Source organism: Alicyclobacillus herbarius DSM 13609, from assembly GCF_000430585.1.
Lineage (GTDB): Bacteria > Bacillota > Bacilli > Alicyclobacillales > Alicyclobacillaceae > Alicyclobacillus_G > Alicyclobacillus_G herbarius.
The window spans coordinates 25562-49688 of the sequence record NZ_AUMH01000009.1; the positions used below are offsets into that span (position 1 = coordinate 25562).

Annotated in this window: 26 protein-coding genes and 1 riboswitch; of the genes, 9 read left to right on the top strand and 17 right to left on the bottom strand. The window is 59.2% G+C overall.

All coding sequences use genetic code 11. From position 1 onward, the window contains the following. The first annotated feature begins 59 nt into the window (after positions 1–59). Positions 60–434, top strand: coding sequence for a hypothetical protein (locus H522_RS20440; protein WP_051344013.1), 375 nt, complete (start codon positions 60–62; stop codon positions 432–434). Positions 435–559: 125 nt separating this feature from the next. Beyond that, a complete protein-coding gene (locus H522_RS0107380) occupies positions 560–1609 on the top strand; it encodes a tetraprenyl-beta-curcumene synthase family protein (protein ID WP_051344014.1) in 1050 nt (349 codons plus the stop codon). Between the two features lie 5 nt (positions 1610–1614). Here H522_RS0107380 and folB read toward each other — a convergent pair whose 3' ends face one another. Both folB and H522_RS0107390 read right to left on the bottom strand, forming a co-directional pair. Continuing rightward, positions 1615–1980 carry a dihydroneopterin aldolase gene (gene folB / locus H522_RS0107385; protein WP_026961840.1) on the bottom strand — a complete coding sequence of 122 codons (366 nt, stop codon included), beginning with the start codon at positions 1978–1980 and terminating at the stop codon, positions 1615–1617. A 20-nt stretch (positions 1981–2000) separates the two neighbouring features. Continuing rightward, positions 2001–2810, bottom strand: coding sequence for a glycosyltransferase family 2 protein (locus tag H522_RS0107390; protein ID WP_162143491.1), 810 nt, complete (start codon positions 2808–2810; stop codon positions 2001–2003). A gap of 188 nt (positions 2811–2998) precedes the next feature. Here H522_RS0107390 and H522_RS18145 point away from each other — a divergent pair, with 188 nt between their 5' ends. Continuing rightward, on the top strand, positions 2999–3451 hold the full coding sequence (locus tag H522_RS18145) for an OsmC family protein (protein ID WP_051344015.1): 453 nt from the start codon (positions 2999–3001) through the stop codon (positions 3449–3451). A gap of 52 nt (positions 3452–3503) precedes the next feature. Here H522_RS18145 and H522_RS18150 read toward each other — a convergent pair whose 3' ends face one another. The 3 genes from H522_RS18150 to H522_RS0107410 form a co-directional block, all read right to left on the bottom strand. Next, on the bottom strand, positions 3504–4391 hold the full coding sequence (locus tag H522_RS18150; protein WP_245578053.1) for a YihY/virulence factor BrkB family protein: 888 nt from the start codon (positions 4389–4391) through the stop codon (positions 3504–3506). Between the two features lie 71 nt (positions 4392–4462). Continuing rightward, complete coding sequence (locus tag H522_RS18155; RefSeq protein ID WP_051344017.1) at positions 4463–5449, bottom strand: RluA family pseudouridine synthase; 987 nt, start codon at positions 5447–5449, stop codon at positions 4463–4465. Between the two features lie 121 nt (positions 5450–5570). Next, positions 5571–5804, bottom strand: coding sequence for a NifU family protein (locus H522_RS0107410; protein ID WP_026961842.1), 234 nt, complete (start codon positions 5802–5804; stop codon positions 5571–5573). 408 nt (positions 5805–6212) lie between these two features. On the opposite strand from H522_RS0107410, the gene H522_RS0107415 reads away from it, so the two are divergent. After that, entirely contained in the window at positions 6213–6470 is a 258-nt protein-coding gene (locus tag H522_RS0107415; protein ID WP_026961843.1) for a hypothetical protein, read from the top strand. A gap of 30 nt (positions 6471–6500) precedes the next feature. Further along, the gene (locus tag H522_RS21025; RefSeq protein ID WP_081411965.1) at positions 6501–6701 is read left to right on the top strand and encodes a DUF378 domain-containing protein; all 201 of its coding nucleotides are present in this window, start codon (positions 6501–6503) and stop codon (positions 6699–6701) included. Here H522_RS21025 and H522_RS18160 read toward each other — a convergent pair. The 4 genes from H522_RS18160 to H522_RS18175 all read right to left on the bottom strand — a co-directional run bounded on the left by H522_RS18160 (position 6609) and on the right by H522_RS18175 (position 10939). Beyond that, complete coding sequence (locus tag H522_RS18160; protein WP_051344018.1) at positions 6609–7235, bottom strand: DNA-3-methyladenine glycosylase I; 627 nt, start codon at positions 7233–7235, stop codon at positions 6609–6611. The genes H522_RS21025 and H522_RS18160 overlap by 93 nt on opposite strands. 125 nt (positions 7236–7360) lie before the next feature. Next, positions 7361–8026, bottom strand: a complete 666-nt coding sequence (locus tag H522_RS18165) for a GNAT family N-acetyltransferase (protein ID WP_051344019.1) — start codon at positions 8024–8026, stop codon at positions 7361–7363. 62 nt (positions 8027–8088) lie between these two features. Further along, positions 8089–8652, bottom strand: a complete 564-nt coding sequence (locus H522_RS18170) for a hypothetical protein (RefSeq protein WP_051344020.1) — start codon at positions 8650–8652, stop codon at positions 8089–8091. Positions 8653–8764: 112 nt separating this feature from the next. Beyond that, a complete protein-coding gene (locus H522_RS18175) occupies positions 8765–10939 on the bottom strand; it encodes an ATP-dependent helicase (RefSeq protein WP_081411975.1) in 2175 nt (724 codons plus the stop codon). A 414-nt stretch (positions 10940–11353) separates the two neighbouring features. Here H522_RS18175 and folE point away from each other — a divergent pair, with 414 nt between their 5' ends. After that, positions 11354–11950 (top strand): GTP cyclohydrolase I FolE, encoded by a 597-nt coding sequence (folE, locus tag H522_RS0107440; RefSeq protein ID WP_035453067.1) that lies wholly within the window; start codon positions 11354–11356, stop codon positions 11948–11950. Positions 11951–11956: 6 nt separating this feature from the next. Beyond that, positions 11957–12346 carry a hypothetical protein gene (locus H522_RS0107445; RefSeq protein WP_026961845.1) on the top strand — a complete coding sequence of 130 codons (390 nt, stop codon included), beginning with the start codon at positions 11957–11959 and terminating at the stop codon, positions 12344–12346. Here H522_RS0107445 and H522_RS18180 read toward each other — a convergent pair. Together H522_RS18180 and metX are read right to left on the bottom strand one after the other, a co-directional pair. Then, entirely contained in the window at positions 12327–13385 is a 1059-nt protein-coding gene (locus H522_RS18180) for a homoserine dehydrogenase (protein WP_081411967.1), read from the bottom strand. The genes H522_RS0107445 and H522_RS18180 overlap by 20 nt on opposite strands. Continuing rightward, complete coding sequence (gene metX, locus H522_RS18185) at positions 13382–14626, bottom strand: homoserine O-acetyltransferase MetX (RefSeq protein ID WP_051344021.1); 1245 nt, start codon at positions 14624–14626, stop codon at positions 13382–13384. Before metX ends, H522_RS18180 begins: the two co-directional genes overlap by 4 nt. 165 nt (positions 14627–14791) lie before the next feature. After that, positions 14792–14911, bottom strand: a riboswitch (SAM riboswitch). Positions 14912–15011: 100 nt separating this feature from the next. Here metX and H522_RS18190 point away from each other — a divergent pair. Both H522_RS18190 and H522_RS0107465 read left to right on the top strand, forming a co-directional pair. Then, a complete protein-coding gene (locus tag H522_RS18190) occupies positions 15012–15815 on the top strand; it encodes a CDP-alcohol phosphatidyltransferase family protein (protein ID WP_051344022.1) in 804 nt (267 codons plus the stop codon). Beyond that, positions 15812–16999 carry a glycosyltransferase gene (locus H522_RS0107465; protein WP_026961846.1) on the top strand — a complete coding sequence of 396 codons (1188 nt, stop codon included), beginning with the start codon at positions 15812–15814 and terminating at the stop codon, positions 16997–16999. Before H522_RS18190 ends, H522_RS0107465 begins: the two co-directional genes overlap by 4 nt. Here H522_RS0107465 and H522_RS0107470 read toward each other — a convergent pair. The 6 genes from H522_RS0107470 to H522_RS0107495 form a co-directional block, all read right to left on the bottom strand. Continuing rightward, on the bottom strand, positions 16994–18568 hold the full coding sequence (locus H522_RS0107470; protein WP_035453022.1) for an acetate--CoA ligase: 1575 nt from the start codon (positions 18566–18568) through the stop codon (positions 16994–16996). The two genes, H522_RS0107465 and H522_RS0107470, sit on opposite strands and share 6 nt — an antisense overlap. Before the next feature lie 185 nt (positions 18569–18753). Next, positions 18754–19500 carry a hydrogen peroxide-dependent heme synthase gene (gene hemQ, locus H522_RS0107475; RefSeq protein WP_026961848.1) on the bottom strand — a complete coding sequence of 249 codons (747 nt, stop codon included), beginning with the start codon at positions 19498–19500 and terminating at the stop codon, positions 18754–18756. Positions 19501–19515: 15 nt separating this feature from the next. Continuing rightward, on the bottom strand, positions 19516–20700 hold the full coding sequence (locus H522_RS0107480; RefSeq protein ID WP_026961849.1) for an acyl-CoA dehydrogenase family protein: 1185 nt from the start codon (positions 20698–20700) through the stop codon (positions 19516–19518). 39 nt (positions 20701–20739) lie between these two features. Further along, positions 20740–21075, bottom strand: coding sequence for a thioredoxin family protein (locus H522_RS0107485; protein WP_026961850.1), 336 nt, complete (start codon positions 21073–21075; stop codon positions 20740–20742). Positions 21076–21147: 72 nt separating this feature from the next. Beyond that, complete coding sequence (locus H522_RS0107490; protein ID WP_051344023.1) at positions 21148–22449, bottom strand: MFS transporter; 1302 nt, start codon at positions 22447–22449, stop codon at positions 21148–21150. A gap of 92 nt (positions 22450–22541) precedes the next feature. Continuing rightward, a complete protein-coding gene (locus tag H522_RS0107495; RefSeq protein ID WP_026961852.1) occupies positions 22542–24059 on the bottom strand; it encodes a carboxypeptidase M32 in 1518 nt (505 codons plus the stop codon). Positions 24060–24127: the final 68 nt, after the last annotated feature.

A 24127-nucleotide genomic window follows, 5' to 3' on the forward strand; every position in this document is an offset into this window, starting at 1 on the left:
GCGTGTCCAGACAGGGAATTCCGGGTTTCTACTCGAACAGACGGAGGGGAGACACGCCGATGCAGCTAGACACGTTGGTAAAAGTGGGGAGTTTAGCCTTCGAGATCGCCCAGGATGAACGGGTGCGCGAGCTCGTGACGATGGTGCATCAAGGAGCCAAACGCCGCGGGTTTCCGTTTCCCGGTGCTTGGCCGCCCTCAGGCGCATTCCCACCAGCCGCATCGTCGGCATCCGCGCCGCCCAAACCCGCTCAAGCGCCGCAGTCGGCCGCTTCCGTCACGGCGGCAAAGCCGCAGCCAGAAGCGACGAAAGTGCCCTCGGGTGTTCCTGCGTTGGCGCTGCCGACACTGGATGTCTCGCGCTGGCTCAACCGGAAAACGGCCTATCAAGCGATGGATGTGGCTACCCGGATTGGCCGCTTGCTCGTGCGTTAAGCTTTGGGTATGACCTCATCCGTTGGGGGAAGGTACCTGAACGCACCTTTTGGGCATCCTATCCGTGCATCTGGCTGTTGCCCCGGTCAGGGACGACGCATTCAGGTGATGGAGGTTGAGAGTCCTTGCTCGCATTGTCGGAAACCAGCCCTGGCTTCCTCTGTCACTTGTTTCGGCGCATTCTTCCTCAGGCTCGGCAGGAGATCCAGCGTTGGACGCAAGCCGCCCGTGCCATTCCGGACCCTGAATTACGCTGTCAAGCCTTGGCCAGTTTGACGGACAAGCGTTTTCACGCCGACGGCGGCTGTGTGTATGCCGCCTTGGCCCCGACCGGTCCCGCCAACCTCGTACGGCTCATTGTCGCACTGCAGACCATCAGCGACTACCTGGACAACCTGTGCGACCGGTGTGGAGAACTGGATGAGGAAAACTTTCGCCAACTGCACCACGCGATGCGCGATGCCGTCCAGCCCGAAGCCCCACTGCGCGCCTATTACGCGCTCCAAACGTGCCAAAATGACGGCGGTTACCTGGCCGCGCTTGTCCACACGTGCCAAGAGGAGGTCAGCCGCCTGCCCGGGTATGCCCACGCCAAAACTCACATTCTGTGGTTAATTGAGCGTTACTGCGAACTCCAGCAGTATAAACACATCGCGCCTAAGCTGCGCCGACAGCGCCTTATCCGCTGGTTTGAGCAGTATCAAAACCGGTTTTCAGACGTATATTGGTGGGAATTTTGTGCGGCGGCCGGATCGACCTTAGGGGTGTTTTCACTCTTTGCGGCGGCCCAACGCCCGCTTCATCCCAGCCGCGCCGAGGCCTTGTTTCAGAGTTATTTTCCGTGGGTCTGCGGCCTGCATATCCTTCTGGATTACTGGATTGACCTTGCGGAAGACGAGGAGCATGGGGATTTTAACTTCGTCGCCTGCTATCCCACCTGGTCGGAGGCGTACCGACGACTCCAGCAGTTCGCGAAAAAAAGCCATGAATCGGTCCGACAGGCGGGCGGCCGACTGCATCATCACATCATCTCCGGGTTATTCGCCATGTACCTGTCGGATCAAAAAGTCCGAGCGACCCCCTCTATCCGCCCTCTGCGGCGGTTCATCTGGCGTTTAGGGCCGAAAACGTGGATGTTTTACAGTGCCTGCCAAATCTACAGGCTCATTCGTTGACCGAATCACGCATCGCGACGCCGCACGATGCGAACGGCGACCGCGTCAAACACTCCGGGTATCGGGGCCCCCGGCTTCTCGACCTCCACGCACACTTCGCAAACCTTGTCGTATCGCCGAAGAATCGTCTCGCCGATCCGCTCGGCTACCGTCTCAATCAGGCGAGCCGGCGGGCCTTCGACAACCTGTTTCACGTCACCGTACACTGCCGCATAATCGACCGTCTCCGAGATTGAATCCGATTTCCCGGCCGCACCAAGCGAGAGCCGCAACGTCACATCTACCCGAAACCGCTGCCCCAAGCGCCGTTCTTCGGCCAAGGCGCCGTGATAGCCGTAAAAGTGCATGCCGGTCAAGCGAATCTCGTCCATTCTAGCACCCCCGCTGCGATTCACTGCCATAGGGCCATGTCTCCATCCCAAAGCTGGCGCGTCGGTGCCCGGTATGGAGCTAAATCCGGCCGTTCGAGCATCCGGAGGAAGTTCATGGCAGGCAGTTCTCCCAACCGGTGCTTCGCCGTGAGCGTCCGCAACCGTTCCCGCATGCGGTCCAAATCGGCAGACGCATTTCCCCCGCCTTGGTCGATGCCGTAGAGGACGGAAGCGACAGGAACACGCACCGGTGGGGACAAAGTACAAAGCCTGAGCCAAAAATCCCAATCCCAGTAATGGTCCACCGATTCATCGAAGCGGCCCAGCCGGACATGCACCTGTTTCCGATACAGGACCGTAGAAGGGATAATCGGATTGTAGCGACGGAGAAGTTCAGGCGCGCGCCGCCACGCAAACGGGTGCCGACCAACCACCGTCAAGCCTCTGCTCTCGTGACGAAGTTCGACCAATTCCGCATCGGCGTGCACCCAATCGGCCCGATGAGACTGTAAAACGGAAAGTAAAGAAGAAAGGTGAGTCGGCAACCAACGGTCATCGTCATCGCAAAAGGCAATCCATTCGCCCTTGGCGGCCGTGAGCGCCAGGTTGCGAGCAAAAACCTGCCCATGGTTTTGCGGTAAATCCTGAAACCAGATCTCAACGTCTGGATGCTCGCGCTGGAACTCTTCCACGACCGGGACGATACTGTCACCGCCATCATTCACCACACACACCTGCACCGGCACAGCCACAGTCTGACGGGCGATAGACCGAAGGCAAGCACGCAGCTGCGAAAGCCGGTTGCGGGTGGCCATAAGAACGCTTATCAATCCCACTCCGCCTTTCACGGACCTGCACCGAATTGACGATGCTAGAACGTGCTGCATCGTCCTGTGCCCATCATACACCAAGGAGCCGGTTTGTCGTATCCAGTCATGGAATTTCTCCGTACACCGCGGTACAATATAGATAGAACATTCTATATATTTGCCCTCTTAAACAAGGAGGCGGGATCGCCGTGACAGAGAGATTGACGTACACCGTGTTCGGGACCTGGTCGGGAGATAAAAGCGGCAATGGAACCTTGCGACTGGGGGAGAATACGACCGTGCACTACAGCATTCCCCAAAATCTAGGTGGCAGTGGCCAGGGAACCAACCCGGAGGAACTCTTGTTATCCGCAGCCGCCGGCTGTTATACGCTGACACTGGCGATTCTCCTGCAGAACCGTCACATTCCCTACCATCGGATTGACATTGAGACGCAAGGCTTTGTGGAAAATGAGGGTGGGTTGCGATATGACCGAATTGTCCACCAGCCGGTGATTTACGTAGACAATTTGACGGACGAACAGCGCATTCTTCGCCTTGCAGAACACGCCGAATTGACGTGCATGGTATCCTCGGCCTTGCGCGGAAATGTGGATGTCATCGTTCGTCCGCGCGTTGTCTGTGGAGCGGCCAGCCGTTGACTCGTCCGTTCAGTTGGGTCTTTATCGCGAGGTCCATTTCTCGCCAGATGGGTTAATCCCCGCCTGCGGAAAGCTCGTCGTCGAGCGCCTGTAGGTTCGCGGAAACCTCTGCGCCAAACAGCATCGCCAAACTCGCCAGGTACATCCACAGAATGACGAGCATGACCACCGTCAACGTGCCATAAATCAGCTGGTACATGACCAGGTGGGAGGCGTACCAGGTAAAGACCGCGCGCCCTGCGTCGACGGCGACCGTCGTCACCAGTGCGCCCGGTACGAGATAGACGAAATGGCCCTGCCGGGAAGGGAGATATCGGTAAACAACCAAACAGCCGACAAACAGTGAAAGCGGAAAGAGCACGCGGGAGACGGCGTGCAGCATCTTCACCCAATCGAAAAAGGCCGCGTGCCGAACCAGCGTGTACTTCACCAACGGGGTCAGGGCCATGACCACTTCCGACCCCAAGGTGAGGAGCAGCAAGATCAACAACATCGCGAAGGCAATCAGGCGACGCTTGACAAAGGAGCGCTGCTGCGAATTCCAGACCACATCCAGCGCTTGCTGTACGGCGATAAAACCGCTGGTCGCCGACCAGGTCAAAATCACGGCGCTGACGATACCCACATTGACGCCCACCCGGGTCAGGTGCGGCAGGTTGCTCGTGATGTAATTGCGGGGCCAGGCCGGAAAGTAAGGTGTTACAAATAATCCCACAACCTTTTCCACCTGCACCTGCGGCAGCAACAAGCTGGCCCCGTAAATCAGCAGAAGCAGCAGCGGGAATAAGGAGAAAAAGGCATAAAACGCAATCACCGCGGCGAGCGAAGCCAGGTCATGCTGGGCCACTGAGACAACCAGGCGCCATAAGAAGCGGCCGGCTACTTTGTGAAAAGACGGTGACGGTGGCGTCTCCGTTTCGTCGCCCAAACGCCAAAACATCACAACGAGATTCCCCTTGTGCTGGTTTTCCTGTCCTCTCCGCGGTCACCCCGTGCCGATTGTCCCTTACATCAGGCATGCACATCGGTGAAAAGATTGCCGACAAGCGATTCCTGTAGCACATCGGCATAGTCCGGCAGCATCTCGTGCCAAGACTCTGGAAACGGGGCAATCGCCCGCAGTCGCTCCCGCGTATACGGGTGGATGAAGGTCAAACGGATGGCATGCAGCGCGAATCCGCGCGGCCAGACGCGCCCATCTGGGCTTGTTCCACCCCCGTACAGCGTGTCCCCGACGATGGGACACCCGAGCGCGCTGAGGTGAACACGAATCTGATGCGTTCGTCCCGTTTCCAACCGGCAAATGACGAGCGTGTACCAGCGACCGTCCAGGTTTCGTTCATCCACGACCTGGTAATCGGTGATGGCGGTTTTCCCGTTTCGGGCCACCCGGTAGCGCCCTGCGTGATGGCGATCCCGCCCGATGTTTTCGGCAATTCTGCCTCTCTTCTGGGGCATGCGGCCATGCACGCAGGCCACATAGGTACGCCTGATCTGGTGTACACGTAGTTGTTGATCGAAAACCCGAGCGCTGTAAGCGTGTCCCGCATATAGAAGGCAGCCGCTCGTCCCGACGTCGAGGCGGTGCACGTGTCGGATCTTCCGTTCGATTCCCTGCAGGGCCAGCCAGTGTGCAACCCGGTGGCCAAGCGTATCGACGTCCATCGGCGTTCCTGGGTAGACGAGCACCCCGGAGGGTTTATTCACCACAAACAGGTGTTCATCCGCGTATAGAACGTCCGCGACCGGGGCGCTTTGCCATCCCTCTACGCCGTAGGACTCAACGATGCCACCCAACAAGCGGATTTTGGCGTTCCCACAAGCATCGCTGGGAGCCGCACGGCGCGAACCGACATAAACGCGGCCATTATGGAACAGCGTACGGACAAAGCCTCGCGGTAGGTGAAGGGTATCGGTCAGGAGGGCACACAGAGGCTGGCCCGCCAACTTGGCATCCGGCTGGACGACGAGCGTGTCACCTTGGATGTGTACCTCCACCCTCTGACTATCTCCCTTCTCGCTTGGATGCACGCGGCTTGAAAAAAACGGTGCACAGGCACCGCTCTCTGTACTCATCCTCTATCATAGACAAAAGCGAGGCCATCCAGAACAAGGCCTCTCAATACGCTTCGACGTTTTCCACCTCGGGGGCCACCTGTTTAATCGCGCGCTCTACGCCCAGCTTGAGAGTCATGACACTCGCCGGACAACCGACGCATTGACCCGTTAAGGCGACAAACACCGTTTTCGTAAGTTCATCGTAGGAAACAAACTCCACATCGCCGCCATCCTGCTGGATAGCCTCGCGGATAGAATCGAGTGCTTCACGTACCCGTTGTTCGACATCGCTCATCGGTCTACCCTCCCCGTTTCCACCTCAGCTTATCTTACTCCCGTGTTACCTGACAAGTCTAGAGCCACCAACCCACATCGAATCGTCTGCACAGATACAAGTTCCTGCGGCACTGTGCGTTCGCCCTAACGCCACGGCCGAATACGGTATAGGATGAAACGTAAGATGGGCGAAACAAGGGGGCGCATTTTCATGGATCGCACGGACCGCCTCAAATGGATTCCCATGCTGGCAGAGGCGTACTCACGCGCCCTGAAACAGGTTGCTGAACAAGAGGCTGCCGCACGCGCAGACGTTGCCGGAAGTAAGCGAGCGTCCACCACGGGTCACGGGCGCAAAGGCCCAGCTGCTGGCAGACGACATAAATCATCCGCCCATAGCGCCCGCTCACACCTTAGGAGACGTGCATTGCCAAGACATCCGCGGCCGACCGTCTGGGTACCGCGGTCGCCCGATAAAGCGCGTCCGACGCAAAAGGTCCCGTTTCGCTCGGTTCTACGCGAACTCCGCGAAACCAAACGCCGACTCGACAACCTGCAGACCTTGCATGAGCGTTTGAATCACTTCGAGAACCAGTTACAGAACCGATTTGAGGAACTTCTGCAGCGTCTAGACGGATCGGCCCAGCCCACCCCCAGCGAACCGGATGAACACTCGCGGAGATGAACATACTGGGCGCGAGGGGGTGCTGGGCAAATGAATAACGTGGCGTTGACCTTGGTCATCATTGGGGCGGTCAACTGGTTGCTGGTAGGGTTGTTTCAATTCGATGCTGTGGCAGCCCTGCTTGGCGGTGTTGACTCCTTACTCAGTCGGATTGTCTACGTCATCATCGGGCTTGCTGGACTTTACGCCATTACACTCCTCTTTGATGCGCCACGGCTGCGCGATCGTTGACGGGGTCGACGCCAACCAGCAGCCGGACTCATGCGGTGGGGGTACGAGCCCAGTCGCATAGGCGATGCTCTGGGCCGTCGTGGCCCCGACACCGTGGAACACGGCTTGCAGGCGCTCGCATATCGCCGCCTCGTCCATGTTCGTCAAGCCCGCAAAAAAGTTCTCAAGGGAGCCAAACTCACGCGCTAGGTTGACGGCAACGCGAGCGTTTTTAATGGCCGCCTCAATCTTCCGCCGGTTGCGGATAATGCGCGAATCAGAGAGCAACCGTTCCACATCGCCGGCACCAAATTCGGCCAGACGACCTGGGTCGAACTGGCCGAACACTTCTCGCATGGCGTTTCGCTTTTGCAAAACAACCCGCCAGCTGATGCCTGCCTGAAACGTTTCTAAGATGACCACTTCCAGCCAACCGGCATCGGTCGTGGGAGCGCGTCCCCATTCATCGTCATGATAAGCAGCGAGAAGGTCAGTCGTTACCCATGAGCAACGCCGACGCTGGGGGATGTCCGTGTCTGAGTTCTGGAAATCCACGCACCGCACTCTCCTTCCGAATACCCGCAGGCCGCTAGAGGGCCCGACGCTTTCCTTTTTCGAGCACATCCACCTTTTCGGCATGGGTATTTTGCAGCAGGCCGCTACCACAAGGCCAGGCCGCATCAAGCCTCGCCGTGCATCGCGGCCCCGACCTGTCCATCCGGTACTCCTACGATACCCGCCCCGCCGATTCGCTTCTGGAAGCAAATCGTATTTGGCGGCAAGCGAAACACCTCAGTAAAACCGAGTTTGCGAGTGAATTCTACGCTGCGCGTGTTGTTCGCCTGAACGAATACTTCGAGCGTATGAACCCCCATGGCGGCAGCTTCACTCTCCAGTTTTTTCATCACGGCGGTGCCGACCCCGTCCGACTGCTGCGTACGGTCAATCACCAGGGCACTGATGTGCATTTTTCCATCTGGGTCAACCAGGTAGGAATAGTACCCAATCCGCTTGCCCCGGTGCTCAACCACCGTGGTTGGCGCCCCGGATTGAATGTATCGACGAAACTGCTCCCGCGGAAAGGGCTCCGCAAACGCCTGCTGATGTACCTCACCCAACTGTTCCTCTGTCAACTGGACGATAAATTCATCGTCCGCTTCTGTACGCGGACGAAACGTTAAAGCCGCAGCCGTCTCCATGGAACGTTGCGGCTTATTCGTCTTCTTCCCGTGGACACCCTGCTCGGCGATGCGGCGGGCAGTCCGCACCGCCTTGCGTCTACTCACCGTCGGCTTAGCACGGCGACGGCGCCTTTTCCACACTTGGCTTCCCTGCTCCTGCTGCACAGTCAACGCCTCCTTTTCAACTGCGCGTTCTGTGCCAGCTTATGCGAGCAGGCAGGCGGGTGTCATTGACGCTGCCGCTTCGCCTTTCCCTTCGCCTTGGTCTCGGACGATGCCGAGGTGCCAGTGCTTCCTTGCCCCGGCTTCAGCGGCCCCTTCGTCCCAGCGCCTGCTTTTTGCGCCTTGACCTTCTTCGCCCCGCGGTGGAACCACTTCTTCCACGCCCCCGGTTCCCGCGTCGGAATGACCGGCGGCGCCACCACATAACCGATGTAGTTTCCGGCCACATCCATCTTGTAGCGATGATTCGGTTGGATTTTATCGTATTGATCTTTGGTCGTGTGGAACGTTATGGTCTGCATCTTTGACATGTGGATGCCGCGCACCGACTGGGATAGGCTGACGCGCCCCACCACCTGATAGGTTTTCACCGGAATGTAGCGAAACCAGCCCGTCTTTGGCTTCTCCCGGATCACCCGTTTATGCAGAACAAAGATTTCACGCCTCTCCTTGGCGACGTTATACTGAGCCTCGAACTTCTTCTGCCGCTTGCGCGTCCACCAGAATAGCCAAGAATACAGCCCTATGAAAACGACAAACAGACCACCTATCACGTACCAAGAGACCAACTCGTTTTCCCCCTGCTAGCCACGTCACAGCTCCGACGGGCGCTGTGAGTCCGATTGACAAGTTATTACTCATTGTAGCATGTCGCCCGCCCTAAACAAAGGACCATCCAGACTATCGCTTTGGATGCGGATGACCATCCGTCAGCCGCTTCCCTTCCGCAGCAGCCTGTGAACGAACCGGCCGCGCGTACCGTTTCGGGAACGTCTTTAAGCCTACAGACGGGTGAAACATTACCTCGAGCTCTTCCTCGGTACGTTCTCCCCCTGCCGCCTTCACGGCCAGCACCACGCCTTCGCCGTACTGCGGATGACGAACGTGATCACCCACCTTCCAATCATACAGGTCCGCGTTGGTCAGACTGATGCGCTCTGTGGTCTCCGGCGGCAGCTCGGCCAGAAAGCGTGAGGGTTCCCGCAGCGTGGTCTGGCCAAACAAGGTCCGCTCTGTGCAGTAGGTGATGTGCAGCTTGCGCATGGCCCGCGTTATGCCGACATAGCAGAGGTTTCGCTCCTCCTCGATGCCCTCGTCGGTGTCCAACGAGCGGGTGTGTGGAAACACGCCTTCCTCCAGGCCAATCATGAAGACCACGGGAAATTCGAGACCTTTGCTGGCGTGCAGGGTCATCAGGCGAACACTGTTGTCCGGTTTGCCTTTCTCCTTGTCCACGTCGCTGAGCAAGGATACTTCTGCCAAAAACTCTAAGAGCGTCCCCTGCCTGCGCCGGTCGAACGAGCGAGTGACCGTGAACAGCTCGTCGATATTCTCCAGCCGCTGCTGGTCTTCGGTCTTCCCACTGTCCTCATACATCTTGCGGTAGCCCGTGGCGTGCAGGACCTCAGCCAAGTATTCACTAACCGGCATTCCTTCCATCCACAACATCAATTCCTGCAAGGTGTCATAGAGCTCTTTAGCCGCCTCGGCAGCCGCTTCGGAAAGGCCCGCCGTCCGGCCGTGCGGCAGGGCTTCGAGCAGGGTCATCCCCTCTTGGTGAGCGAATTCCAAAAGCTTGCCGACCGTTTGCTCCCCCAGCCCGCGTCTGGGCTTGTTGATAATGCGTAGGAGCGAAATCTCGTCGCGCGGGTTGGTCAAGACCCGGAGGTAGGCAAAGATGTCCTTGATTTCCCGCCGGTCATAGAAGGTCAGGCCACCGACGATGGTATACGGGATGGCCTGTCCCATGAGGGCTTCCTCAATCGCGCGCGACTGCGCGTTGGCGCGATAGAGGACCGCACAGTCACCGTACTGGCCGCCGTTCTGGACGTGGGCCAAGATTTGATCCGCCACGTAACGCGCTTCATCTTCACCGTCCGTCAAAGCACAAACCACGACCGGATCACCCTGGCCATGGACGGAGCGCAGGGTCTTCTCCTTGCGCCGTCGATTGTTGCGGATAAGAGCGTTGGCCGTGTCGAGGATCATCGCCGTGGAGCGGTAATTCGTCTCGAGCGTGATGACCGTCGCATCCGGATAATCCCGTTCGAATTCCAGGATGTTGCGAATGTCTGCCCCTCGCCAGGCATAAATGGCCTGGTCCGAATCCCCCACCACGCAAATGTTGCGGTACTTCTCGGCAAACAGGCGTACCAGTTGATATTGGGCGTGATTCGTATCCTGGTATTCGTCCACGTGGATGTAGCGAAACTTGTCTTGATACTTCTCCCGCACGTCCGCGTGCTGACGCAAGAGGTGCACCGTGTTCCCAATCAGGTCGTCAAAGTCCATCGCACCCGCGGCAAACAGGCGGTCCTGATAGATCTCAAACACATCCGCGGCCACGGCCTCGGCCTGCGATCTCGCGCGTTTTTTCGGGACGGCCTGACCGGGCCGGACGAGGGCGTTCTTCCACTGAGAGATTACAGCCTGAACCGCACGGCTGTCGAATTTCTTTAAGTCGTAGTTGGCGTCGAGCATCGACTGTTGGACGAGCGCCTGTTGGTCCTCGCTATCTAGGATGGTAAAGGTCGGTGGATAACCGATACGCTCCGCTTCCCGCCGCAAAATGCGGACACACATGCTGTGGAAGGTACCCATCCACAAGTCGTCCGCAGCCGCACCGACGAGGGCGCGAACGCGTTCCTTCATTTCCTTAGCCGCTTTGTTCGTAAACGTAATCGCCAAAATGTGATGCACCGGCACCTGTCGCTGTTCAATCAAATAGGCGATCCGGCGCGTAAGCACGCTGGTTTTTCCGCTTCCGGCCCCGGCCACAACCAGAACCGGGCCCTCTGTGGTCGTCACCGCCAACCGCTGCTCGGGGTTAAGACCTGTAAGCAGCTTGTCCGCCATGCCCGCGGAGGACGCTAACAAGTCTGCGGACACGTCGACGCTGCCCGTTGTTTGACTCCCCATGTTGAGACTCCCTCCGCTTCTGGTCTATCCCTTCCGCCTGCCGTCTGCGTCGTACAGACGGTTTGGACCGGATTCAACCACTCCATGGTAGTCATTTTGGCGTCTGGCCGCAATCATCCCTAGAATGGCGTACTTGTTTGGATTTGATGGTATAATGAAACCTACTCTGCGAGCGGCATCTTATTGGACAACCGGACTGTACCCCCATTCCCTTGTCTGACCGCTCTGGGATCGCCATAGGCGCGTATGGACCCAGACCCGCATGCCGCAAAAGGAGAGACAGCGACCTTGACCGATTTTGGACTGGATACCTTTTCATATACTGCGTCTACTGCATCCGTGACTTCGGACATGGGCGATGGGACTCACGAGATTGATGGGGCGAATCGGCAGCCAAACCGTGAAGCCATTGCCCACCATGTGCGAGAAATCCTGCGCCTTGTCGGCGAAGACCCGGAACGGGAAGGACTTCTCGACACGCCCATGCGCGTGGCGAAGATGTATGAGGAGCTGCTGGCCGGTATGCGCATCGACCCGGCCTCGGTCCTGAACACAACGTTTGAAGAACGCAGTGACGGGCCGGTCATTGTGTCCAACATCATCTTCTACAGCCTCTGCGAGCACCACATGTTGCCTTTTTTCGGTACGGCGCACGTGGCCTATCTGCCGTCGGATCGAATCGTCGGGTTGAGCAAAATTGCCCGCCTGGTGGATGCGCTCAGTCGACGGCTGCAGGTGCAGGAACGGCTGACCGAACAGATTGTCGCAACCATCGAAAAAGTGTTGGCGCCACGGGGAGTCATCGCGGTGGTGGAGGCTGAGCACCTTTGCATGTGCGCCCGCGGCGTGCGCAAACCCGGTTCGTCTACGCGGACCCTGGCGGTGCGCGGGGCCTACGCGGAAAACACCGAGCTCCGGCGGGAGTTTTTGCAGCTCATCGGGAAGTGAGAGACGGTGAAAAAACAACTCCTGCTGGCACTACTCATCATCGCCGCGCTGGCGGCCTTCCGGTTGCACACCCCACCTGACGTACCCCTGCCGAAAACGGCCACGGTACACGGAGACACGGTGACGATTCCCGTCAGCAGCCACGTCAACCCGAAGGCCGAGGAATACGCAGGTTTAACGAGAAACGCCAACCACCACTACGCGGTGGTGCTCAAAAGCGGTAACACAATGAAAGAATTTCCGACCGGGGAGGAACTGAAGAAAGACAAAAGCGGCATCGACTACCGCGCAGGCGGCCAGATTCGCCTCTCCGGCCGCACGTATCAGGCCGACCGCCTGCATGTCGACGCAGGCGGCAAGCAAGGATACATCGTGTTCAAACAGGCATCAGGTTAAGCCGGTTGTCCCAACCGGCCGTTTTCCCGCGTTCAGCCATCTCCGCACGCGGGCAGCGCGACGGACGCGCGCGCAACCCCTGCAGCAGGTCCTCGACAATGGCGCTCGCGGTCGGCAAAGCTCCCGCACCAGGCCCCATCAGGGTGACTGAGCCCACCAGGTCACCCTCAATCGAGAGCGCGTTGGCCACCCCGTCGACGTGATACAGCGGATCGTCCACGGCGAGGGCTATCGGCTCCACCGTCGCCAGCACGGGATTTCCAGCCGCATCAAACTCGGCCTCGGCGACCAACTTCCACCGTTTCCCCTGCCGCTTGGCTTCCCACACCTCCTGGGCACTTAGGACATCAATGCCGCGCTTGCGAATCAAGGCCGGCGGTAGAGGTTGCCCGGTCAACGTCCAGATCAAGACCTGCAGCTTGTATAACGCGTCGTCCCCGTTGACATCCTGGGATGGATTCGCCTCTGCATAGCCGAGGGACTGGGCTTCCGCCAACGCCTCGGCAAAACTTTGGCCCTCCGTCATTCGGGTGAGGATGTAGTTGGATGTTCCATTGACGATGCCGCGCAGCCGGCGCACCCGATTGGCGAAGAAGTATGTATTCAGGGTATGAATGGCCGGGATACCTGCAAGCACGCTCGCTTCGTAATGCAGCGTCGCCCCGTGACGGTGCGCGCATTCCATGAGTTCCGGGCCATGAAGGGCCAACAGCTGCTTGTTGGCGGTGATGACCGGCTTACCCGCACAAAGCGCCGCGAGGATGGCCGATCTCGCCGGTTCAATCCCGCCCATCACCTCAATCACCACGTCTACCTCGCCATCTTCCACCACCGCTCGCCAGTCGGTACACAGTTGCCGTCGCTTGACCTCGGGGTGGCGCGTCTTTCCCGCGTCACGCACGGCGATGCGGTGGATGACCGGGACAACGCCCGCATATTGATGAATACGCTCTCGGTTTTGGGCTAGGGCCTCTACGACGCCACCCCCAACCACGCCACAACCGAGGAGCCCAATCCGTACGCACGCTTGTCCGGTCATGCCTGCCAAACCCCTTTCAACACCTGTCCTAATTTCTCCGGCTCCGCCAAAAACGCGTCATGCCCAAAATCGGAGGATACCACGTGGAAATCAAGGCGGACTCCCACGTCCTGCGCCAGCTGCGCCGTATGTTCGAGCGCAGACACCGAATACAGATAGTCCGTGTCGATTCCTACCAAGAATACGGACGCCTTCAGATTCTCGAGTGCCTGCAGGAGGCCGCCGCGGCCGCGGCCGATGTCGTGCGAGTCCATCGCTCGCGTCAGGTACAGATAGCTGTTGGCGTCAAACCGGGCATCCAGTTTTCGCCCGTGGTGGCGTAAATACGACTCCACCTGGTACAGCGGCTGCGTAAAGGCCGCCAGTGGACTGCTTGCGCACGCCTCGTTCTCGAAAAACGTCCCGGTCTCCGCCGAACCTGGGCGATCCGTTGGGGCGGGCGGGGTCACTTCTTCGCGTCCGAAGCGCGCCTCAAACAGTGTATCTGTCCGATAGGTCAACATCGCGATAGACCGGGCCAGTCCTAGGCCATGGGTGGGTCTTTTGCCCGTGCCGTAGTAATTGCCGTGCTGCCAAGCGGGATCGCCCACGATGGCCTGGCGCATCACCTCGTTATAGCCAATAGCAAGGGCAGAAAACCGAGCATCGGCGGCAATGATGGCACTCCGGAGCACGCGTTCGGGGTCCAAGAGCGGCCATTCCCAAGCCTGCATGCCTCCGAGCGATCCGCCAACGACGAGTTGGACTCTGCGCACCCCCAGGGCGTCTAAAAGCCGCATCTGCGCTTTGACCATGTCGCGCACGGTAATCAGCGGAAACCGCAGCGCATACGGACGGTCATCGGGTCCTATAGTGGCTGGCCCGGTCGAACCACTGCACCCGCCCAAGACGTTGCTGCAAATGACAAAAAACCGTGTGGTGTCGAGGAAACAGCCAGGACCTATTAGGCCATTCCACCAGCCGGCCTGGCCCTCGGCACCTGCCGCGGCGTGCGCGTCTCCGGTCAGGGCGTGGCAGACAACGACGGCATTGTCTCGCGCAGCGTTCAGTCGTCCCCAGGTTTCGAAGGCGACCTGAACCATCGGAAGGGTTTGGCCGCACTCGAAGGAAAAGTCACCAAGGGTCACGACCCCCGACTGGTGTTCAACGCCGCCGGCCGCTATCCCGGCCTGTTTTACCTCTGTACGGCAACCATCCTCATCGCTCTCTGCCGTCGCAAGTCCCGGCTGTTTCTCAGTCACTGCAATCTCTCCCTATCTCTTCTCGCTGCATGAATGGCCCCTGCAGGTTTCCTGCTGTACGGCTGTAGACGCCATCCACTATTCGATCCGATGCAAAACGCACATGCGAAAGGCGACCGCTCGAGAGGAGCGGTCGCCTGGTATACAAACGTATTCCCAGCGCTCCTCTCATCTCTCAGGACAGCGCTCTGTCCTGCAGGAATTGGCACCTCTCCAGAACCAGACCCGCGTTCTGGTGGTTGCCGGGCTTCATAGGGCCAGTCCCTCCACCGCTCTCGATAAGAGTTGCTGAATATCCGTATAAAATTTTTCGTTTGGCTCAATATACCACTGGACAGATAAACATGTCAATGATGACGGTTGATGCCCTCAGGGGGAAGGCCATGTGACCACCCTAACCGAAGTGAACCGCTGCGCCAAACGTCCGGTGGACGTCTGGACCAACTACCTCTACTATCCGCTGTCCATACGCTTAGTGTGGCTGGTACAGCGCTGGCCGCGCATCACTCCCAACACCCTGACCCTCGCATCGCTGGGTCTGTGCGTTATTGGCTGCCTCGGACTGGCGAGCAATACCCCAAACTATTTTCTGGCCGGCCTGCTGCTGGTTGAGGCGGCCTACGTCGTCGATTGTGCAGACGGACAACTGGCACGGTTACGACAACAGTATTCCGCCATTGGCGGTTGGCTCGATCAAGTGGCGGATCGGGTAAAGGAGGGTGCAATTTACCTCAGTCTCGCGGACGGTTGGATGCGTCAGCACCCAAACTCGGACGCATGGCTATGGGCGATGGTCGCCTTGTTCAGCTTGTATCTGCTCGAATACTTGGGTCAAATCCCAATGTTCCGCAACCCAGGCAGCAAAGAGCCGCTGGTTCCGACGGGCCAGCCCGGCGACGTGCCGTTCGATGGCCATGCGCGTCCACATCCAGACGCCGTCGCCCGTCCCGTGGACCTTTGGACGCGGGCCCAACGCCTACGGCGGTATCTGCCATTTTCCGCCTACAACATCGGAGAACAGTACTTCGCATTGCTCGTGTTCGGGGCCCTGGGTGCCGTACACCCGTTTCTCTGCTTCTCTGCCGTGTTCGGGTTGGCGATGTGCGTCTACCGTCCCATCATAACGGCCATCAAGTTCCAACGCGCGCGCAACCTGCCGACCGCTGAGGCAGGGGGTGAGCGCGAATGAACGCCAAGGCAACGCGACTCCCCCCCCATTCCCCTGCCCCAACCACCGCCGTGATTGCCGCAGTGCGCTGGGACGAGGTGTTTGCACGCAATCAACAGGTCGCCCGCCAGCTGGCCCAGCGCGGATGGGACGTCTTGTACGTGGAACCACCTGTGACCTGGCTCAGTCCATTGCGCCACTTGACCGCCCGCCGGCACATGCGCCTGCATTCGACGCTGCGGCGGGTCCCAGTCAGTACAGAACACGTCGTCCGTGTCCTATCCCTGCCGCCATCCCTGCCCTTTGGCCTTCGGCAGCGCTGGTTGAACCGGCAAAATCAACGGCGGATGGCAGACGCCATCGCCCAGGCGGCGCAAGGCCCCCTCGTCCTTCTCAGCTATCTGCCGGGTGCCGTCGACCTGATTCCACACTTGCAGCCGCAGGTAGTCATCTACGATTGCGCCGATGACCACGCATCCTTTCCCGGTACCCATAACCCCAACTTGGTGCGCCGTCTGGAAGCCGAGTTGACAGCGGCCAGCCACGCGGTGTTTGCCACCGCACACAACCTGGCCGACCGTTTGCGTCGCCTCCGTCCAGACGTTATGGTGCTGCCAAACGCCGCCGAGGTGGACCGCTTTCGTCGCGCGGAAACGCTGTCCCCGCACCCCATGCTCGACCACATTCCCACGCCACGCGTGGGCTTTGTCGGCGGCATCGGTGCTTGGGTCGACCAGTCGTATATCGCCTCCCTGGCGGCGCTTTGCCCCAACTGCCAGATTGTTCTCATCGGGCCGGCGTTGACCGATGTCAGCCGCCTGCGCCGCATCGCTAACGTCCATCTGTTGGGCCCGCAGCCCTATCCCGAACTGCCACGATTTCTGGCTGGCTTTACTGCGACGTTGTTTCCCTTTGTTCCGTCTCCCTTGACCGAGAGTGTCAATCCGGTGAAAGTCTATGAATACATCGCCGCTGGCCGCGAGGTGATTGCCACGCCGAATCGGGAAACCGCCGCGATGGAACGTCTGTTGTGGCTGGCCGCATCGCCCGCAGAAGCCGCTGCCGCGCTAGGCCGCATTCTCACCGGGGAAAAACGATGCCGTGGTCCACTCCGTGAGCAGTTTTTGGCCGAGAACTCGTGGGCAGAGCGGGTCGACGTCATCGAACAGGCCATCCGCGTCCACCTGGCTACCGCGCTTTCATGACCCGAAGCTCGCACGCTTAGCCATTTCCTCCCGTTGTCGCAGCTCCACGCGGCGGATTTTGCCGCTGCTGGTTTTCGGCAGCGAAGTGAGAAACTCAATCGCCCGCGGGTACTTATAAGGAGCTGTCAGCGCCTTGACGTGGTCCTGCAACTCGCGCACGAGCCCTTCGTCCTTGGCATCTTCTGCGTTACGCAGGACGACAAACGCTTTCACGATGTGCCCCCTATCCGCATCAGGGCTGGCTACGACGGCGCACTCCGCGACTTTGGGGTGCTTCACCAGTGCGTCCTCCACCTCAAACGGACCAATCGTGTACCCGGCCGAAATGATGATATCGTCCGCCCGACCCTCAAACCAAAAGTACCCGTCTTCATCCATTCGTCCTTTGTCTCCCGTCAGGTACCAGTCCCCTCGAAACGCCTGGATGGTACGCTCCGCGTCATTCAGATAGCCCTGAAAAAGGCACGGGAAGCTCTTGTGTACGGCAATGTGGCCGATTTCACCTACTGGCAACGGTGTGCCCTGGTCGTCGACGATAGCCACCCGCATCCCTGGAAACGGTTTCCCCATCGATCCGGCCCGCACCTCGGTATCCTGCAGGGTGCCGACTAACAAGCTGTTCTCGGTCTGTCCGTAGCCATCCCGCACGGTCACCCCGAATGCGCGCCGAAAGGTATCAATTACTTCGCGGTTGAGCGGTTCCCCGGCTGAACAGGCGGATCGAAGACAGAGGCGATACGCCTTTAGGTGTTCCACCTTGGCCATGGCCCGGTACTCAGTGGGTGTGGCACAGAGCAAGGTCACGCGGTGTTCCTGCATCAGAGACAGGTACTCCTGCGGCTGAAATCGACCCTGATAGACGAACCCGGTGGCTCCGTTGCCGAGGACGCCGACAAACGGACTCCACACCCACTTCGCCCACCCCGGCCCGGCGGTCGCCCAGGCGACATCCGTCGGCTTGGCGTCAAACCAGTGGGTGCCGGCCACCTTGAGGTGCTCGCGCGGCCAGGTGTAGGTGTGCATGACGCCTTTGGGTCCCCCGGTCGTCCCGCTCGTGTAGGATAAGAACGCGATGTCCCTGTCGCGAGTCTCCGCGCAAAAGTCGTCTTCACAGCCCAGGGTGGCGATGTCATCCAGTGATTCCCAGTCCGGCGCCGCTCCGCCTACGACAAAAAAGTGGGACAGACTGGCGCACTGCGGACGCACCTTATCCACCTCGGCGACGAGTGCGGCGTCCGCGATGACGGTACTCGCCTCGGCGTGTCTAACCCGGTAGGCAATGTCTGCGGCTCGAAGCATTTCCGAGCCGGGTAGAATGGTCACTCCCAGCTTCAAGAGCGCGAGGTATACTGTATACGGAGCGATGCCGCGCGGTAGCAGCACCAAGACCCGTTGGCCGCGGCGCACCCCGATGCGATTCAAACCTTGGGCCAATCGGTTACTCTGGCGCCGCAGCTGGTCATACGTCAGCGTCGTCACCCGCTTGGCCGAGTCTACACATATGACTGCCAATCGATCAGGGTTGCGCGCGGCGATTTCATCCACTTCAAGCGCAAAATTGTACGACATTGGCCCTTCCTCCCTTGTGAAACCGATATCCTCAATATATATGACTATTCGCAATACACCCCCGTATCCCTGCTGGAACACGGGGGTGTGAGGAAGGAACCTAAACCGTTTGTGATTCGGGGCCGCCACCGGCAGCCGAAAGGCGGCGGTCCGCGACCGCAGCCGTCCCCTCGGCGAAAGGCAGACTAAACCGTCAGCATACGCGCTAAATCTGCATCATCCAAGCGGCTGCCAACGAAAAACGGGCCAAACTCCCCGAAGCGAGCGCTCGCCTCGTCAAACCGCATCTCGTAGACCAGTTTCTTGAACTGGAGCGGATCGTCCGAAAAGAGGGTGACACCCCACTCCCAGTCATCCAACCCGGTCGATCCGGTGATGATTTGCTTAACTTTACCTGCGTATTCGTGGCCGATGCGGCCATGGTTTTTCATCAGCTCACGCCGCTCTTCGATCGAGAGCATGTACCAGTTGTCGGAACCCTGACGGCGTTTGCTCATCGGATAGAAACACACGTTCCGCGTCTGTGGAAGTTCCGGCTTGAGACGGCCTTGCAGGTACGGATCGGAATCCACATCGACCCCCGGCTTGGCCAGGTAGGCGCTCAGCTCCACCACTGACAGGTAAGTGTATGCCGGCGCCGTAAAGTCAGCAAAACGCGTCTTCTGGAACCGGGTCTCCAAGTCTGCCAACTCTTCGACGGTCGGTCGCATGTGGATAAACATCAAGTCGGCCTTCTGTCCGACAATCCGGTACTGCCCGTAGGCGCCCGTTTGATGCGGAATGACGTTTCGGTACGCTTGGGTGAGCCGCAGCAGCTCGTCCACTGCCTCCGCCCGCTCGTCATTATCCAACGCCTTCCAGGACGCCCAGTCGATACTCCGCAAATCGTGCAGGGTATACCACCCGTCCAGCGTTTGCACGGCTTGATTCATGCGTCTCAAACCCCTCTAATTCGTTTCTTCGACCTCGGCCAGCGCATTATTCGCCAACATCTGGTAGGTGATGTCGTCCGCCGGGGGGTTGTGCAAACCGGCCCGCACATCCCGATACAAGCGCTCCAGCGGCAGGTCGCGCCAGATACTGCGGCCGCCCACAATGCGCATGGCCAAATCGACCACCTCAATCGCCGCGTTGGTCGCCTGTGTCTTGACCGCGCCCAACTGTGGGCGAAGCTGTGCCCGTGTGGCAGCGTCCCCCTCGTCCCAGCGCCGCGCCAAGTCATACATCAACGTACGGGCAGCTAGGAGCTTCAGTTCGATTTGCCCCATTTTCTCCTGAATGTGCGGGACCTTGGCAATCGGGTGCGGTAAACTGTTCGGCTGGTAGGTGGCCGCATAGCGGACGGCGAAATCACGCGCAGCCAGCGCAATGCCCAAATAACAGGCCGGGATGTGGAGCGTCCAGCCGCTGCCGTCACTGTTGCGGCGTGACCGCTCGCCCGGCTTTTGCCGACTGACCAAGCGTTCTTCTGGCACAAACACATCCTTGAGGAGGATGTCGTGGCTGCCGGTGGCCCGCATGCCCATGGTGTTCCAGGTCTCGACAATCTCAATGTCCTCGCCGGTGACCAAAAACTCCCCGACGTCCTCGCTCTCGGCAATTCCGGCTGTCACCAGCACCCAATCGAGCGCCGGCGACAAGGAGCTAAACGTCTTCCGCCCGCTGATGCGGTAGCCACCGGCAACGGGCTGTGCCGTCGTCTGCGGTCGCCCGCCACGGCTCGGACTACCCGTGGCTGGTTCACTGGCGCAGCTGTTAATGAGCGCCCCCCGCTCCACCACCGACCGGCACACCTCGGCAAACAGCGGCTCCGGAAAGGCGCGCGTTGTCCGCAAGCTGAGCATCATGCCGACATGCCAGCCAATCGCCAGTGCGGTCGATCCGTCCCCTCGTGCCAGCTGCTCCTGGTGCAACAACATCTCATACAGGGAAATTTCCAAACCCCCAAATTCCTTAGGCGTCGTCCACGCCACATACCCAGCGTCGCGCAGCGCGTTGATGTTCTCGTGCGGAAAACTCGCGTCGGCATCATGGGTGGCCGCCCGCTCCGCAAACTGTTTCGACAGCGCGCGGATGATTTCATGGCGCTCACGCTGTTCCGGGGTTCGGATAAACCAGTTGCCACTATTCACCCGCTCGCTCCTCCTCCATCCTTAACTGTTGAGCTTCCCTTAACTGTTGAGCTTCGCCAGTGCGTCGTCCAAAAAGTCCGTAACCTCTTGCTTCGTCTTCCGTTTGCCATTGACAAAACGGCTGACGACCTGACCATCCCGGTAGACGATAAAGCTCGGGATGCCTAGGACGTCCAGGGTCTCACATAAATCGAGGAACTTGTCCCGGTCAACATGGTAGAACCGAAACTTCCCTTCATAATCGCGCACCACGTCTTCGATATACGTATCCATGTACCGGCAATCCGGACACCAATCGGCCGAAAACACCATGACGGTCGGATTGGCCTCGCGCACCAAAGTAAAAAACTGTTCCATGCTCTCAATCGCCTGCATTCGATCGACCTCGCCTTTCCCAGATTGATTCCGATTATGTGTTACGCTCATCGTGCACGCCAAGCCCTTCACTCACACTGTGGCAGGCACTTTCGACTTTGCCGCACGCAACCCCTGTGGCAGCAACAGACTGCCGACGACGCCAACCAAGGAAAACAGGGTTGGCAGGAAAAACGCAATCCCGTAGGCGTGACGGGCGCCCTGACTCCCGGCACCCGCCGTCCCGCCGAATGCATCAATGACCATGCCGAACAAGACGGGCAGTAAAACAGCGCTCAAAAAGCCACCCGTGTTGGCAAAGCCAGAGGTGACGCCAGAGCGGTGCGGATCGACCTGATCCCGAATGGCCGCGAACGTCAAGAGACTGCTGCCACAGCCAAACCCGACGACAAACATAATGAGCCCCGCCACAACGAGCGGCGGCTGCCCGCGCCACAGGGCAACCGCGAGCCAAGCCAGAGCCGCCAAGGTCTGCGTCACCAGATAGGGGCGCCGTCGGTCATGCAAACGGTCGCTCAGCCACCCCATGAATGGACTTGCAACCAGCGCCCCGACGAAAGCAATGAGCGTGAACCAAGCCGCCTCTGCGCGCGGCAGCCGGTAAACGTCCATAAAGAACGGAACCACCCAAAGGCTGACCATCGCCAGATAGGTTCCCATCGCCCCAAAGTGGCAACAGAAGGTCGCCCATGCCAACCTGTCGCGTACGACTCCGGACAGCAACCGCCACATCGGGACCTTTTGCACGCGCAGGGCACTGGCCGACGCCTTGGCTCGACGAGCCGGTCCGGCGCCCATCAGCACGACGCCATCGAGCACCCCGGCCGCGACCAAGAGCGCCCCAATAACGGTGAACGGAATGTGCCACCCTGCCGTGGCAATCCAGGCGGCAAGCGGAATACTGGTCACCAAGGCGCCCAGATTCCCAGCCGTGTTGACCACCCCGAGAACCGCCGCAAAGCGCCCTTTGGCGAACCACTTGCCGAGAATCAAGACAATGTTGACCCAGATGAGTGCATCGCCGAGTCCGACGATAGCTCGACCCAAGAGCAGCCAGCCGAAGCTGTGGGCCGACGCAAACAACAGCGTCCCCACCCCGTCGCACAATACGCCTGTGACGAGCATTCGCTCGGGTCCCGACTTGTCCCCGTATAGACCCACGGGAATCTGCAAGAGCATGTACAGGAGGTACTGAATGCTCGTGATGGTCCCCAACAGCGCCGCAGATACGTGAAAATCGGCTTGCAGCTGATCCGAAATCACGCCCGGTCCGGTGCGCTGTGTGAACACCAGGAGATATGACACGCCAATGCTCGCCAACACCAACCAGCGCCACTGTGCGGCCAACGCCGCCCCCACTGCCGAGTCTTTCATGTTCTTGGATGCCTCACCACGTTGGATTCAAGCGATACATTCTGACTCTAGTACAGGGCGGCGGCGATGTCAAAAGTCGACAAGGTTCAACCTTATAGGTTATACAGGGCGCTGAACTTATCCTTTAAATATCCAATCAAGTACTTCGCGTCAATCGCTTCCCCGGTCACCTGTTGGACAATCTCCTTGGGCTCCAGCATCTTGCCAAAGCGATGGATGTGCTCGTTCAGCCACTGTTTAATGGGAAGCAGATTGCGTCTACGGACCTGCTCCATGTAGTCGGGGATGTCCTTGGCCAGCGCGTGCGCAAACTGGGCGGCATAGATGTTGCCAAGCGCATACGACGGGAAATAGCCGAAGCTGCCGCCAGACCAGTGCACGTCCTGCAGTACGCCTTCCGCGTCGTTGCTGGGTGTGACGCCGAGGTACTCCTGCATCTTCTCTCGCCAGACGGCCGGCAGATCCGCTACCTGCAGTTGCCCATTGATGAGCCCCTTTTCAATCTCGTAGCGGATCATGATGTGGAGGTTGTACGTCAATTCGTCCGCTTCAGTGCGAATCAAAGACGGACGCACATCGTTCACGGAGCGATAGAAGTCGTCCAAGGAAATATCAGCGAATTGGGATGGGAACAGTTCCAGGATGTAGCGGTAGTGCGCCTCCCAGAAGGGGCGGGAGCGACCAATCATGTTCTCCCAAAAACGAGACTGCGATTCGTGAATCCCCATCGAGGTGCCTGAGCACAGCCCGGTGCCAATCAGCTCATCCGATACCCCTTGCTCGTACAGCGCATGTCCGCCTTCATGGATGGTGCTGAACAGGTTGCTGCGCAGGTCCTCCGTGAGAAACTTCGTCGTCACCCGGGTGTCGTAGTGGTTGATGGTGGTCTGGAACGGATGCACCGTCTCATCTACGCGCCCGGCCGTAAAGTCATACCCCATTTGCTCCAACAGGTAATGGGAGAGTTTGCGCTGAAGCGCCGTGTCGTAGCCCCGATAGAAGCGCTTGTCGTCGAATCGGCGGCCGGTCGCAACAATGCGGTTTAGCAGGTCGACCGTCTCCTGACGGAGGTTGTCAAAGATGGGATCAAGCTGAGCCACGGTCATTCCCGGTTCATACTGGTCAAGCAGGGTGTCGTACTTGTCATCCTTGTAGCCCCAATAGTCCACAAACTCCACTGTCATCGCGACAATCTGCTCCAGATAAGGCCGGAACAGGGCGAAGTCGGCCTTTGCCTTAGCCTCTTCCCAGACCGACTCCGCCTTGGACACAAGCACCACGTAAGCGTGATAGCGCTCCGGCGGGATCTTGCGCGCCCGGTCAAACTCCTTGCGGAACTCCCGGACCATCGCGCGCGTCACCGGATCGAGCCCGTTGTATACCCCCGGATCTCCCAGGGTGTTCAGGTACTCTTCCATTTGCGGCGAGGTACTCATCCGAAATACCGCCGACGAGAGCGTGCCAATCGCTTCCGAACGCAGCGGTACCCCTTTTTTCGGCGCGCCAGTGCGCAAGTCCCAGTACATCAGCGAGAGCGCCTCTTGATAATGTTCCATCTCCCGTACGTATTGCCGAAACGCTTCCACCGTTTGCGAAACCGCTTGACTCATCGTCCCACCTCTATCTATGCATTTTTATCCCTGTTATCCATTATATCCCAAACAGCAGGTTCCTGCAC

Bases quoted from the DNA above. Each gene is read 5' to 3' on its own strand.
- H522_RS0107490 (WP_051344023.1), bottom strand. From the start codon at position 22,449: ATGAAAGACTCGGCAGTGGGGGCGGCGTTGGCCGCACAGTGGCGCTGG.
- H522_RS18175 (WP_081411975.1), bottom strand. From the start codon at position 10,939: ATGGCGGACAAGCTGCTTACAGGTCTTAACCCCGAGCAGCGGTTGGCG.
- H522_RS0107410 (WP_026961842.1), bottom strand. From the start codon at position 5,804: ATGAGCGATGTCGAACAACGGGTACGTGAAGCACTCGATTCTATCCGC.
- hemQ (WP_026961848.1), bottom strand. From the start codon at position 19,500: ATGAATCAAGCCGTGCAAACGCTGGACGGGTGGTATACCCTGCACGAT.
- folE (WP_035453067.1), top strand. From the start codon at position 11,354: ATGGGCGATGGGACTCACGAGATTGATGGGGCGAATCGGCAGCCAAAC.
- H522_RS18180 (WP_081411967.1), bottom strand. From the start codon at position 13,385: ATGACCGGACAAGCGTGCGTACGGATTGGGCTCCTCGGTTGTGGCGTG.
- H522_RS21025 (WP_081411965.1), top strand. From the start codon at position 6,501: ATGAATAACGTGGCGTTGACCTTGGTCATCATTGGGGCGGTCAACTGG.
- H522_RS0107470 (WP_035453022.1), bottom strand. From the start codon at position 18,568: ATGTCGTACAATTTTGCGCTTGAAGTGGATGAAATCGCCGCGCGCAAC.
- H522_RS20440 (WP_051344013.1), top strand. From the start codon at position 60: ATGCAGCTAGACACGTTGGTAAAAGTGGGGAGTTTAGCCTTCGAGATC.
- folB (WP_026961840.1), bottom strand. From the start codon at position 1,980: ATGGACGAGATTCGCTTGACCGGCATGCACTTTTACGGCTATCACGGC.
- H522_RS0107495 (WP_026961852.1), bottom strand. From the start codon at position 24,059: ATGAGTCAAGCGGTTTCGCAAACGGTGGAAGCGTTTCGGCAATACGTA.
- H522_RS18150 (WP_245578053.1), bottom strand. From the start codon at position 4,391: ATGTTTTGGCGTTTGGGCGACGAAACGGAGACGCCACCGTCACCGTCT.
- H522_RS0107485 (WP_026961850.1), bottom strand. From the start codon at position 21,075: ATGCAGGCGATTGAGAGCATGGAACAGTTTTTTACTTTGGTGCGCGAG.
- H522_RS0107465 (WP_026961846.1), top strand. From the start codon at position 15,812: ATGAACGCCAAGGCAACGCGACTCCCCCCCCATTCCCCTGCCCCAACC.